This is a genomic window from Ruegeria sp. ABF4_144, assembly GCF_056160045.1.
Map to the genome: position 1 here is coordinate 2,232,764 of NZ_JBSWWK010000001.1, position 12,996 is coordinate 2,245,759.

At 60.0% G+C, this 12,996-nt stretch carries 14 protein-coding genes; all 14 read right to left on the bottom strand.

Features of this window, described 5'->3' with window-relative positions:
* Window positions 1-125 precede the first annotated feature (125 nt).
* The 14 genes from lpxC to ACXAGD_RS11255 all read right to left on the bottom strand — a co-directional run bounded on the left by lpxC (window position 126) and on the right by ACXAGD_RS11255 (window position 12,939).
* The gene (lpxC, locus tag ACXAGD_RS11190) at window positions 126-1,046 is read right to left on the bottom strand and encodes a UDP-3-O-acyl-N-acetylglucosamine deacetylase (protein ID WP_475210614.1); all 921 of its coding nucleotides are present in this window, start codon (window positions 1,044-1,046) and stop codon (window positions 126-128) included.
* A gap of 213 nt (window positions 1,047-1,259) precedes the next feature.
* On the bottom strand, window positions 1,260-2,882 hold the full coding sequence (ftsZ, locus tag ACXAGD_RS11195) for a cell division protein FtsZ (RefSeq protein WP_475210616.1): 1,623 nt from the start codon (window positions 2,880-2,882) through the stop codon (window positions 1,260-1,262).
* A 350-nt stretch (window positions 2,883-3,232) separates the two neighbouring features.
* Window positions 3,233-3,649, bottom strand: a complete 417-nt coding sequence (locus ACXAGD_RS11200) for a hypothetical protein (protein ID WP_475210618.1) — start codon at window positions 3,647-3,649, stop codon at window positions 3,233-3,235.
* Window positions 3,636-4,970 carry a cell division protein FtsA gene (gene ftsA, locus ACXAGD_RS11205; RefSeq protein WP_170331558.1) on the bottom strand — a complete coding sequence of 445 codons (1,335 nt, stop codon included), beginning with the start codon at window positions 4,968-4,970 and terminating at the stop codon, window positions 3,636-3,638. The genes ACXAGD_RS11200 and ftsA overlap by 14 nt, the downstream gene beginning before the upstream one ends.
* A gap of 8 nt (window positions 4,971-4,978) precedes the next feature.
* Window positions 4,979-5,980 carry a cell division protein FtsQ/DivIB gene (locus ACXAGD_RS11210; RefSeq protein ID WP_475210621.1) on the bottom strand — a complete coding sequence of 334 codons (1,002 nt, stop codon included), beginning with the start codon at window positions 5,978-5,980 and terminating at the stop codon, window positions 4,979-4,981.
* Complete coding sequence (locus ACXAGD_RS11215) at window positions 5,968-6,885, bottom strand: D-alanine--D-alanine ligase (RefSeq protein ID WP_475210623.1); 918 nt, start codon at window positions 6,883-6,885, stop codon at window positions 5,968-5,970. The genes ACXAGD_RS11210 and ACXAGD_RS11215 overlap by 13 nt, the downstream gene beginning before the upstream one ends.
* Before the next feature lie 108 nt (window positions 6,886-6,993).
* Window positions 6,994-7,920, bottom strand: a complete 927-nt coding sequence (murB, locus tag ACXAGD_RS11220) for a UDP-N-acetylmuramate dehydrogenase (protein WP_475210624.1) — start codon at window positions 7,918-7,920, stop codon at window positions 6,994-6,996.
* A complete protein-coding gene (locus tag ACXAGD_RS11225; protein WP_475210626.1) occupies window positions 7,917-8,210 on the bottom strand; it encodes a hypothetical protein in 294 nt (97 codons plus the stop codon). Before ACXAGD_RS11225 ends, murB begins: the two co-directional genes overlap by 4 nt.
* A gap of 24 nt (window positions 8,211-8,234) precedes the next feature.
* A complete protein-coding gene (locus ACXAGD_RS11230) occupies window positions 8,235-8,501 on the bottom strand; it encodes a DUF2484 family protein (protein WP_475210628.1) in 267 nt (88 codons plus the stop codon).
* Window positions 8,498-8,743 (bottom strand): DUF2484 family protein, encoded by a 246-nt coding sequence (locus ACXAGD_RS11235; RefSeq protein ID WP_475210629.1) that lies wholly within the window; start codon window positions 8,741-8,743, stop codon window positions 8,498-8,500. Before ACXAGD_RS11235 ends, ACXAGD_RS11230 begins: the two co-directional genes overlap by 4 nt.
* A gap of 67 nt (window positions 8,744-8,810) precedes the next feature.
* On the bottom strand, window positions 8,811-10,220 hold the full coding sequence (murC, locus tag ACXAGD_RS11240) for a UDP-N-acetylmuramate--L-alanine ligase (protein WP_475210632.1): 1,410 nt from the start codon (window positions 10,218-10,220) through the stop codon (window positions 8,811-8,813).
* Window positions 10,217-11,314, bottom strand: coding sequence for a UDP-N-acetylglucosamine--N-acetylmuramyl-(pentapeptide) pyrophosphoryl-undecaprenol N-acetylglucosamine transferase (locus tag ACXAGD_RS11245; RefSeq protein ID WP_475210634.1), 1,098 nt, complete (start codon window positions 11,312-11,314; stop codon window positions 10,217-10,219). The genes murC and ACXAGD_RS11245 overlap by 4 nt, the downstream gene beginning before the upstream one ends.
* The gene (gene ftsW, locus ACXAGD_RS11250; protein ID WP_170325742.1) at window positions 11,314-12,477 is read right to left on the bottom strand and encodes a putative lipid II flippase FtsW; all 1,164 of its coding nucleotides are present in this window, start codon (window positions 12,475-12,477) and stop codon (window positions 11,314-11,316) included. Before ftsW ends, ACXAGD_RS11245 begins: the two co-directional genes overlap by 1 nt.
* A 168-nt stretch (window positions 12,478-12,645) precedes the next feature.
* Entirely contained in the window at window positions 12,646-12,939 is a 294-nt protein-coding gene (locus ACXAGD_RS11255) for an antibiotic biosynthesis monooxygenase family protein (RefSeq protein ID WP_475210636.1), read from the bottom strand.
* Between the last annotated feature and the right edge of the window lie 57 nt (window positions 12,940-12,996).

Genomic DNA, 12,996 nt, shown 5'->3' on the forward strand with positions numbered 1-12,996 from the left:
CGCCTATCCTTGTCGTATTGCTTGTTGGGGTAATCCCCGGATTGGGCTTGGGTTTAGCACATATAGTTCCGGGGCAAAACGCCTTAGTACGCCAGCTGGCGGAATTGTCGTTCGAGTTGATCTAATCAGGCAACTTCAGGGATTTCGTCCCAGACAAGCCCTTGCCCGGGCAGGCGCGCGGCCTGTTCGGGGCTGCACAAAACCGGACGCACCGCGCCAGGTGTTTCAAACAGCTTGCGCAGCAGCGTGTTGGTCATGGCATGGCCGGATTTGTCACCGGTGAAGTGGCCAAGAATCGGACCACCTGCCAGATACAGATCACCCAAAGCATCGAGCATCTTGTGGCGCACCGCCTCATCTGCGTGGCGGAAACCACCTGGGGTCAGGACTTCGTCACCCTGTACGACAACAGCGTTTTCCAGTGTGCCGCCCAAGGCCAGGCCGTTTTCACGCATCGCTTCGACGTCGGTACGGCGGCAGAAGGTGCGGCAATCGCTGAGTTCACGCGCAAACGAGCCGTTGCGCATGTCCAGCCGCTTGGTTTGGCTGCCAATCGCGCCGTCTTCGAAATCAATGTGGAAATCGATAATCAAACCGTCCGCCGGAGCAATCGATGCGCTAGCGCCTTCGCGCGACGCGGTTACCGGCTTGAGAACCTCAAAGGCCAGAACCGGGCTAGCCTGACGGCGCACGCCTTTGGCCATGATGCCACGCACGAAATCAATCGACGAACCGTCCATGATCGGAACTTCGGGGCCATCGATCTCGATCAGCGCGTTGTGCACGCCACATCCGGCCAGCGCGGCCATGATATGCTCGACAGTCGACACCGAGGCGTTTGCTTCGTTCACCAGACGGGTGCAAAGCGGCGTGCGCTCAACCACGTCGTAGATCGCAGGGATCAACGCATTACCCAGCTCGATATCCGTCCGTTTGAACCAGATGCCGTGACCGGCGGCTGCCGGTTTCAGGACCATCGTCGCAGGCTTGCCGCTGTGCAGCCCGACGCCTGTAAACGTGATCGGAGATTTGAGCGTATGTTGCAAGGTGAACCTCGGTGAGTGGTTTCCGGCCTTTTCGGTCCGTGTTGGGAATTCAACTAAGGAAGGTCGGGTCAAGGCTCAACTCACTCTTTGTAACTGAATGAAACATGAATGTAACAGATCGGCAAAAGCCTGCTTACAAACGGTCAAACCTTTGTATTTAAAAAGAAAAGGGCCGCCAGATGGCAGCCCTTTTTAACTATTTTGTTACCGGCTTCAGTTGGCCTGACGGCGCAGGAAGGCCGGAATTTCGATCCGGTCCTGCTCGGGATCGGCTTCGTCATGCGCAGGTGCCGTAGCGTCAGCTTGGCGCATCGGAGGCTGCTGGCGCACCGGCTGGGCCGGGGTATCGGCGGCGTGGCCGGTCATCCGGTCGATCAGACGGTTAAAGCCGAAACGGGGACGATCCTGCGCATCTCCGTGCGGTGTCGGGGCCGGTTGATGAGCCTGTGGACGGGGCGCGGGATGGCCGCGCTCTGCCGGCGGTACATTCTGAACAGCGGCCTGCAGACGCTGCAGCGCCTCGGGCGATGGCGTGCCCGCCGCGGCCTGAGGCTGCGGAGCGACAAAGCTTTCCGGTGCCGGCTCTACCGGTTCCGGGGTCGGCTCGAATTCGGCGACGCGCGGCTGATAAGCCGGGGGCGGCAAACCGTCATCTTCCTGCTCTGCGCGAGGTTGGAACTGCGGCTGTGCTGGTTCCTCGGCGGTTTCGAACAGCGAAGGTTCACGGGGTGCTTCGGGCTGCGGCGCTGGCTCGGCCACTTCCGCGACTGCAGCGGGGGTCTCTTCCTGCAGCGGCTCTTCTGCCGAAACGGTGCGGGTCAGCGGAGCCGACATGCTGCGGCGTGCAACCGGTACGTCCTCGGTTTTCTCGCTGGCGTCGATGCCAGTGGCCACAACCGAAACGCGCATGCCACCTTCCATCGCGGTATCCAATGTCGAACCGACGATGATGTTGGCCTCGGGGTCCACTTCTTCGCGGATACGATTGGCGGCTTCATCCAGTTCGAACAGGGTCAGGTCATGCGAACCGGTGATGTTGATCAGCACGCCCTTAGCACCCTTGAGGCTGATTTCGTCCAGCAGCGGGTTGGCAATAGCCTTCTCGGCCGCCTGAACCGCGCGATCCTCACCAGTGGCCTCACCGGTACCCATCATCGCCTTGCCCATTTCGTCCATAACGGCGCGAACATCAGCAAAGTCGAGGTTGATCAGACCCGGACGGACCATCAGGTCGGTCACACCTTTAACGCCCTGATACAGGACGTCATCTGCCATCGAAAACGCCTCGGTAAAGGTAGTTTTCTCATTGGCCAGACGGAACAGGTTCTGGTTCGGAATGATAATCAGCGTGTCGACGACCTTTTGCAGCGATTCAACGCCATCTTCGGCCTGACGCATCCGCTTGGCGCCCTCGAACTGGAACGGCTTGGTGACAACGCCCACAGTCAGCACGCCGAGTTCCCGCGCGGCTTGTGCGATGATCGGAGCCGCACCAGTACCGGTGCCACCGCCCATACCGGCAGTGATAAAGCACATATGTGCGCCAGCCAGATGATCGACGATCTGCTCGATGCTTTCTTCGGCGGCTGCGGCACCCACGGCGGGCCGCGCACCGGCGCCCAGACCTTCGGTGACCTTCACACCCAACTGCACCCGTGCTGACGACTGGCTTTGTTGCAGCGCCTGCGCGTCGGTGTTGGCGACAACGAAATCGACGCCGTCCAGCTGTTTTTCAATCATGTTGTTGACAGCGTTGCCGCCTGCACCACCAACGCCAAATACTGTAATCCGAGGCTTCAGTTCGTCGTGCCCGGGCATCGAAAGATTCAATGTCATGCTCTGTCCGCCTGTTTTTTTGACCCGCCAAAGCGGTGTTTTTCTTACCTATCCGCTTACAATCCTATCGATCCAAACCGCAAACGTCACGCCAAAAATCGCCAAATTCCACAAAATATGGAGGAAATAAGGCAAGCATGAGCAGTATTTCGCATTGATTGCCAGATGTTGCGGAAAGAACTCAATCCACCACAAATCAAGCGACTCATGCGCCGCAGCCAACATGCACGCCACTTGGGGTTTTTTACCGATTTTTCAGATGCGGAAAACTGCTCAGGTCCTGCCGCGGGGCCTCTGACGGGCCTTGTGGATATCTTGCGGGATAAAACGGCGGGCCGCAACCCATTTCTTTAGCTAATTGGGGTACTTGGACAATTCAAACCGTCTTCGGTGATACTGCGCACCTCTTGTATTTCGCGACGACTAAAGCTGGCCAATCGCACCATCAAACGGTCTTCGTGCAAGAAGGGCCACCAGCAGACCGGCACGTCATCCGGATCGTCATCGTACAAAAAGCAGATCTGACCGTTCGGCGTGGTGATTTGCCCATAGACGCAACCCCGCCCCTCCATCCGCCAGACAGACAGAGTGGGGCTGAGGAACTCTTCGGTGCCCACCAAAAAACCGCTGGGGTAGTCATGGAACGTGACCGTCTTGCCTTGGACCGCGGCCAGAAAGGCCTCGGGTGTGATGCGGGTCTGGGCCTGCGTGGCGAACGGGGCCAGGGCGATCAGCGCCGCGACCCCTGCCCGTTTACCAATTGTCACGGAACCAGCGCATCGCGCGTTTGAAGGGGCGCGCAGCATAGGTATCAACCGGGATTTCGAAATCCCACCATTCGTCCTGCGGATGCGCGGCAAACAGGCTGAGCCCCACGGCCGATGAGAACCCCGGCCCGGTCGCCGATTGCGGTAAACCATGAACGCGCAGCGGGCGCCCAAGACGCACGCGCTGCCCCAAAATACGGGTCGCAAGGCCATCAAGCCCCATGATCTGACTGCCGCCACCGGTCAGCACGATCTGCTGGCTTGGCATATGCTCGAACCCGGCAGCATCCAGACGCACGCGAACCTCTTCGAGGATTTCTTCGACGCGGGGACGCATGATGCCGATCAGCTCGGCCCGGCTGACGGTGCGGCGGTCATGCTCCCAATCGCCGGTGTCGCCACCAATGTCGATCAGGTCGCGGTCATCGGCTCCGGTTGCGTGCACACCGCCGTTGAAGGTCTTGATCCGCTCAGCAACCGCCGCCGGAACACCCAGCCCCATCGAGATATCGGCGGTCACGTGGTCGCCGCCCATGCGGACGCAATCGGCGTAGATCATGTGTTTCTTCATGAAGATCGACACGCTGGTCGTGCCGCCTCCCATATCAATACAGGCCGCGCCCAGCTCTTGCTCATCCTCGACCAGCGCAGAAATCCCCGACACGTAGGCCGAGTTCGCAATCCCAGCCAGCTCCAGATCGCAGCGCTTGATGCAGCGCACGATGTTTTGAATCGCGACCGCATCGACGGTCAGCATGTGCATATCGACAGCCAGCGATTGTCCCATCTGGCCCCGCGGGTCGATCAGACCCGAGCGGTTATCCAGCGCAAAGTTCACAGGCTGGGCATGCAGCACTTCGCGCCCTGCCCCGTAATCCGGCACGTCGCAGGCGTTCAGTACACGGCCAACTTCGGCCTCACTGACTACCTGCCCTTCCAGATCGACCTGCGCGTCGAGACCATAGGAACGCGGATTCGCGCCTGAGAAGCTGGCGATCACGTGATCCACCCTAATATCGGCCATCTTCTGCGCGGCCTGCAGAGCTGTCCGGATCGCGCGCTCAGTTTCTTGCATGGCGGTGACTTCACCAAACTGGACGCCGCGCGACCGCGTGGTCGCCGCACCAATCACCCGGAACCCGGTCTGGCCAGCCAGTGACCCGATGCTGTTGTCCTCGCTCAGCCGACCCGTGCCATCGAACCGCAGCACAAGGCAGGCAATCTTAGAACTGCCCACATCCAGAATGGCGACAACACCGCGTTGCATCGCCTGTCTGCGCATCTGCCGCATGGCCCGTTGGGACTGATAAAGATCGGTCATCATGGTCGTTACTGCCCGTTACCCACTGTCACTTTTGTATTCCACCAGTCTTCGCTGGCAGCTTTAGTCATTCTGATTGTTGGACGCTGGCCCAAGCGCATATCCACCACCGCCACGTCGCGTTCCAAAAGGTCCTGTACCTCGTTCACCGCCAACACGCGTTCCAACGCACGCACGGGGCGTTCGGTCGGCAACATAATGCGTTGACCGCGATCCAGGACCAGATCCCAGCGGCGCTCACCAATCCGAACCAAGCCACGCACCCGGGTTCCTAGACTGCGCGCGGTTGTCATCAGTTGCAGTGCTTCACCCACATGCGCATCCGCCCCCTTACCCGCAATCAGCGGCAGGTGAGAGTGATCTTTGCGCGACGTAATCCGCTTAACATGCGCGCCGGTTTCATCCAACAATTCAATCCCGCTGCGCGTGCGCCACACAATGACCGGCTTTCGTTCGACTACATCGACCTGCAGGATGCCGCCGGGGCGGACGCGGACCGAGGCGGACTTCACCGGATCCAGCCCGGTGATCGTGTCGCGGATTTGTTCTACATCCAAATCCCAGGAGCTCATCGGGAAATCCAACGGCACAACCTCGCGGATATCCTCGGACAGATTGGTGCCCGCCCCGTCGATGGCCATCAGATTGACCATGAATTCGGGGCGCTGCTGGATCGAGGTCTTGATGTCGTTGACATAGGCCACCACGGCCTCGCGCCGGTCTTCCGCACCGAAGTACAGCCCAACGGCAGCACAGACCACCGCAATCGGCAGCCCGACTTTCAGCCCACGCCGAACACCGGGCGTCAGCATCCAACGTTGCAGGCGATAGCTCATCCGGGACGGCGCCGGGTCGAACCTCTGTGACTTGCGCCCAAACAGTTTTGCGCCCCGCAGGCGCAGTTTCGGTTCAACCTCGTGATGATCGCCCGACGCAAAATCGGCATCCGGTCCGGCCAATGGTTTCGAGCGGTGGATCACCGGCGCGCGGGTGGCTCTCAGCGGTTGCATGAGGCGTCCTCCACCATCCAGGCGCAGAGCTGGCCGAACGTCATACCACGATGCTCGGCCTGTTCCGGCACAAGCGAGGTCGGCGTCATGCCGGGCTGTGTGTTGGTTTCCAGCAGGAACAACCCGTCGACACCCATGCTGTCATCCCAGCGGAAATCGGTGCGGGAAACGCCCTTGCACCCAAGCGCGCCATGGGCGCGTAGGGCATAATCCATGCAGCGATCAAAGACGTCCTGCGGCACATCGGCTGGCAGAACATGCCACGAGCCGCCGGGCTTGTACTTGGCGTCATAGTCGTACCAGCCGCCATCGGTCATGATCTCGGTCACGGTCAGGGCGCGGTCACCCATCACCGTCACGGTCAACTCGCGCCCGGCAATGTATTTCTCGACCATAACATGCTCGGGCATCTCATCCGACAGCTGCGGCGGACCGTTCGAGCCTTCGTGGACGATATAGATGCCGACGCTGGACCCTTCGTTGTTCGGTTTGGCCACGTAAGGCGGCTTCATCACGTGGACTTCAATCACCTCGACCTTGGGCACAATCACGCTTGGAACAACCGGCAGGCCTTCGACCTGAAACACCTCTTTGCTACGCTGCTTGTCCATCGCCAACGCGGATGCCAGTACACCGGAATGCGTATAAGGAATGCGCATCCACTCCAGCAGACCCTGTACGCAGCCATCCTCACCCCAGCGGCCATGCAGGGCGTTGAAAACCACGTCCGGCTTGATCTCCAATAGGCGCGCGTAGAGGTCGGGACCTGCGTCCAGCTCAACCACTTCAAAGCCTTCTCCCCTTAGGGCGGCTGCGCATTCGCGCCCAGAGCTGAGAGACACCTCGCGTTCCGCCGAGGGGCCACCCATCAATACCGCCACTTTGGGGTTTGTCCTGCTCGACATACCCAACGTGCGCCTCAATGTCCCCGGACCTTATGTAGTGGTCCGTATAGTGCTTATGCCTTTGATCCGTCGCCTGAATTTGCCTGTTATGGTCTGACGGTTGGGGCTTTATTCTTTCAGCGGATCACCGACCCGCATGATTTCCCACTCTAGCGTGATGCCGCTTGTTTCGTAAACCTTTTTTCGCACCTCTTCGCCCAGCCCTTCGAGGTCAGCGGCAGTGGCTGCACCAGTATTGATCAGGAAGTTCGAGTGCTTCGGGCTCATCTGTGCGCCGCCCAGCGTCGCGCCACGCATCCCGGCATCGTCGATCACCTTCCACGCCTTGAGGTCATGCACGTCATCCGCCCGCCCAGTCGAGGAGAACCCAGCCGGGTTGCGGAATGTCGACCCAGCGCTGCGATCCTTGGTGGGTTGGGTCTCGTCGCGCTTCTGCAGTTGCGCCGTCATGCGGTCGTGCAGGTCCTGCGGATCACCCGAGGGGCCTTCGAGCGTGGCTGATATCAGCACTGCACCTTCAGGCAGATCGGATTGACGATAGCGGAAATTGAGGTCTGCAGGGGTCAGATCGATAACCTCTCCCTGCCGGGTGACGATGGTGGCCTTGCGCAATACGTCAGCGGTATAACTTCCGTAGCAACCCGCATTCATCCGCACCGCACCGCCAATCGAGCCGGGGATTGTGCGCAGGAAGGTCAGGTCAACCCCCGCATCCGCCGCCTTGCGCGCCACATGGGCGTCCAGCGCGGCGGCGCCTGCGGTGACGGTGTTGCCCTCAACCGAAATGCCATTGAACCCCCGCCCCAGTCGGATCACGACGGCGCGCAAGCCGCCATCCCGAATGATCAGGTTCGATCCGACACCCATTGGGAAAACCGGTACATCTGCGGGCAGGTCTCGTAAAAACTGCTGCAGGTCTTCGGTATCTGCCGGTTGAAACAGGTAATCCGCCGGGCCGCCAACGCGCAGCCAGGTCAGGTCGTTTAGCGGCCGGGCCTCAGTCAGGCGACCGCGGACATCGGGCAGATCGATCATGTGTCTGCCCTTGCAGCCAGGCTACGTCCACCGACACCGCCAACGATAACCGCCAATAGGAAGGGCAGGACCGCCCCGGTCAGCCAGATGAAGGGGCCAAATGCCTTTTCCTCCTCGCCGGTACCAACACCTGCAAGAACAACAATAAGCACCAGCGAGACGGCGGCGGTCAGACCAATCAGCCACAACAGACCTTTGACGCCAATCCAGCGCCCTGCAACAAAGCCTGCCAGAGCCCCGAGGATCAGTGTGATAAGTGGCAAATACGCGAAGGTGGCGACGTCGACCATGGCAGAGACTCCTGAATGCGGCCGTTACTTGTTGGTCGCCTTCATGCCCTGCATTTTAACCTTTGTCCAACGGGTCAGGTAAATTACCGGCCAGCGCAGCACCGACATGCCCATCGCCAAAACCAACAGCCCGATCCACGGACCGTTTTGCAACGTGACATAGCCCAAGATTGGGATGCCAATCGCGATCAGGATATAGGCGCGCGTCCAGTGATTGTCTTTACTGGGCAGCATCGCCAGCACGTTTGCGGCAATCCCCCACAGCGCGGCTAGGGCGATAGACCAGTTCATTCCTTGACCTCCCTGCCCGTCCAGAGACGCCAGTAGTATTGAATCGGTTTGCGGAACATCGACGCAAAACCCGCAAATGCCAGCACCGAAAGGAACCAGCCGAAGTCATAGCCCAGCCAGACGATCAAAACAGGAGCAGAGATCAGCAACACAATGCCCGGAGGGAACTGCAGCCGCATCGGCAGCATGGCCACGGCTGTCGCAGCCACGACCCATAGGGATGCGAACACAACTGAATACACCTGCTGCCCCTTCCAAGGACGTTGCGACGCTACATCTTAAAGTTGCGTCGCCCGAAAGTCCACTACGTCACACGGCCTGTTTTTGTTGCAACCGCGCGGGCAAACCATTGGCCCAGGCGCTGATCGTACCCGCACCCAGACATACGACCATGTCACCGGGGCGTGCTTGTTCGCGGACCAGACGTTCAAGATCGTTTTCATCCAGCAGCGCACGTGCATGGCGGTGACCGTGGCGGATCAGGCCCTGCACCAGATCGTCGCGGGATGCACCCTCGATCGGGTCTTCTCCGGCAGCGAAGATATCGGCGATGGCCACCACATCAGCATCATTGAAACAAGTGCAGAAGTCATCAAACAGGTTGGACAGCCGAGAATAGCGGTGCGGCTGATGAACGGCGATCACCCGACCCTCAGTCGCCTGACGCGCGGCTTTCAGCACGGCGTTGATTTCAACCGGGTGGTGGCCGTAATCGTCGATGATGGTAACGCCATCAACCTCGCCCACCTTGGTGAAGCGGCGATTGACGCCGCCGAAATTGGCCAGCGCATCGCGAATTTCCGAAGCTTTCATACCCAGATGGCGCGCAACTGCAGCTGCGGACAGCGCGTTTGAGACATTGTGATCGCCCGGCATCGGCAGGGTACAGCCCTCGATCACCGTGTCTTCGTATTGCAGATGAATGTCGAAATTTGCCACGCCACCCTTGTAGGTCAGGTTCACCGCCCGCACATCGGCCTGCGCGTTGAAGCCATAGGTACACACACGACGGTCGGTGATGCGGCCTACCAGCGTCTGCACTTCGGCATGATCAGTGCAGCACACAGCCAGACCGTAGAAGGGCAGATTCGAGACGAATTCATAAAACCCGTCGCGCAGTTTGTCGAAATCGCCCCAATGCTCCATATGCTCGGGGTCGATGTTGGTGACGATGGCGATGGTCGCGGGCAAACGGTTGAACGAGCCGTCGGATTCGTCGGCCTCGACCACCATCCATTCGCCCTGCCCCATCCGCGCGTTCGAACCATAGGCGTGGATGATCCCGCCGTTGATCACAGTCGGGTCGAAATCGCCCGCCACCATCAGTTCGGCCATCATCGTTGTCGTCGTGGTTTTACCATGCGTTCCGGCGATGGCGATGTTGGATTTCAGCCGCATCAGCTCGGCCAGCATGTCGGCTCGGCGCACCACCGGAAGGCCTTGCGCGCGGGCGCCGTCCAGTTCCGGGTTGCCCGGTTTAATCGCGGTCGAAACTACAACAACGGCAGCATTTTCCAGGTTTTCGGCGCGTTGGCCGACAAAAATCTCGGCGCCCAAACCAGCCAGACGGTCGGTGATCTTAGAGGCCTTCAGGTCTGACCCTTGCACCCGGTAACCAAGGTTCAGCAGCACCTCGGCAATCCCAGACATCCCGATCCCACCGATTCCTACGAAATGGATCGGCCCTACGTCTTGCGGCAGTTTGGTTGCGGGATTCATACGGTCTCCTTCTGCGCCAGCTCTTCGACGAGATGCACCAGACGCTCGGTCGCATCCGGCGCGCCGGTCGAGAGGGCAGCATGGGCCATCTTTTGTGCGGCTTCGGGGTTTGTCAGAACTGCGGTGATTTGCTCGGTCAGCGCGGAAACGTCAAGCAGGTTTTCCGGGATCATGATCGCACCGCCCGCCTGCACCAGGCCACGCGCGTTGGCGGTTTGATGGTCTCCAGCGGCAGCGGCAAACGGGATCAGGATCGAAGGCCGCCCAATCACCGAGATATCGGCCACGCTGGACGCGCCGGAACGCGAAATGACCAGCTGCGCATCGGACATGCGGCTGGGAACGTCTTGGAAGAACGGTTTGACCTCTGCCCGGATGCCGTGGTCGGCGTAGAAGGCTTTGACCCGCTCTCCGTCCTCATCGCGGGCCTGATGGGCGACGCGGATATGATCGCGCAGCACTTCGGGCAAGGCAGCAATCGCGCCCGGCACCACATCACTGAGGATTCGCGCGCCCTGCGAGCCGCCCATCACAAGGATCGACATCGGATAGTCACCGGGCGGGATATAGCCAGCCGCTGCCCGCTCCAACACCGCAGCGCGAACGGGATTGCCAGTATGCACGCCCTTGGCGCCCTCGGGCAGATCGGTGGGCCAGATACCGCAGGCCACCTGTGACACGCGGGTTGCAAACAGCTGGTTCACACGGCCCAGAATGCCGTTTTGTTCATGGATCATGCGCGGGATTTTCAGCATCGTCGCCGCGCCCAGCGCCGGTATCGACGGATAGCCGCCAAAGCCCACCACAACGTCCGGCCGGTCGCGCATCATCTGAAACGCCATGCCAGTCACACCAGCGGCAATCTTCGGCCCCACCAGAGCTTTCGCCGCCAGACCACCACGGGCGAATGTAGCCGACGAGGCCTCGACAATCTCGGTCGAATGAGGAAAGCCGCTGGTATAGCGCGCGCCGCGCGCGTCAGTGGACAGGCGCACGCGCCAGCCCTTTTGCAGCATCGCCTCGGTCAGAGCCTGCGCCGGGAACATGTGGCCCCCGGTGCCGCCCGCCGCAATCAGTAGATAGGGTTTGGTCATCAACCTCGTCCGCGCAGAATATCGCCAAGCTCGCCCTGTGGGCGGGTCCGTGTGAACGCCAGCAGCATGCCAACCGCAATGCCGCCCGCAATCAGCGACGACCCACCATAGCTGACAAACGGCAGCGTCATGCCCTTGGCGGGCAACAGGCGCACCGCGACACCCATGTTGATCATCGCCTGCACGCCGAACATGCAGGCCAGGCCGGTGCCTGCCAGACGGATAAACATGTCGCGTTCCTTCATCAGCCGCAGCAACGAGCGCACAACGATGATAGAATACAGCGCGATGATGATCAGCACGAGGATCAGGCCGAATTCCTCGGCTGCGACGGCGATGATGAAATCTGTATGCGCATCGGGCAGAGACCACTTCACCTGCCCCTCACCCACGCCCACACCGAACAGGCCACCCTCGCGGATAGCGTTGGTGGCGTAACCGATCTGAGTGGTCGGATCGACCTCTTGATTCAAGAACCCATCGATCCGGCGGGCGAAGTGTTCCGAATTTGAATAGGCAAACATACCGCCCAGCACCACCGCACCAGCCATACCCACCAGCAGAAGCATTGGCGCGCCGGCCACAAAATACATAACGCCCCAACCAAACAGGATCAAACAGGCCTGACCGAAATCGGGTTGCAGCACCAGCATTCCGACAATGGCCATACATAGCGCAAAAGACCACAACCGCCCCGGAGGGCCATTAATCTCCTGTGACGCGGCCAGCAACCATGCGGCCACAACAACAAAACCGGGCTTCAGAAACTCGGAAGGCTGCAGCGAAGCAAAGCCCAGCGAGTACCACCGCACCGCACCCTTGCCGAAATCGGTGCCGAATACGGGCAGAAAGGCCAGCGCCACGAACGCGCCCAGAAAGCCCAGTACTGCAAGACGCCGTACCAGTGTCGGCGACATCATCGAGGTCAGCAGCATCGCAATCAGCGCCAGTCCACCGAACAGTGCCTGACGCTCGACATAGTGGAACGGGTCGAACCCATTGCGACCAGCCAGAGGAGGCGATGAAGCCAGCCCCAGCAACAACCCGATGACAAACAGGATCAGAACGCAGGACATCGTCCAGCGATCAATTGTTCGCCACCACTTTGGAAGAATCGGTTCGCCGCGCTGGTCCTGGACCGCGCCATACACCATCTCAGTCATGAGATACCGCCACTCTCTGCCTCGTTAACGCCCCGTTTTCGGGGTCTGATTGAGACTCTACAGGCATTTTGGCGTTTGGGCTAGCAGAATGAAGGGCCGGTTGCGGAAATTAGCGCCCTGTAAGCAACGGCCTGAATCCAACGCTCCACTCAAGAGCTTTCGGACCGCCTAGGCAACAAGATCATAGTGTTTGATCGTTCTGGATTCGACCAATTCCGCCTCGGCCGGATCAATGTGCGGGCTTTGATAGTCGTCACCGACAAAAGCTTTCAGCGCGTCCAAGCTGCTCCAAATCATAACAAAGCTAAAGTCGCGCGGAGAGTCGGGCCGCGCGGCCCCCGGCAAAACCTGAACGATGCCGTCAGTGTTTTGCATCATGGGGATCGCAGTTTCGTGGAAAAACTTCGCAAATTCAGCCTCTTTGCCTGATCGAACTGTGACTTGGAAAATTCGCATGATCATCGGGACACCCTCCTCTGCACTAAACTGTATTCACTTCCATTGCTGTAGGAGTTTACC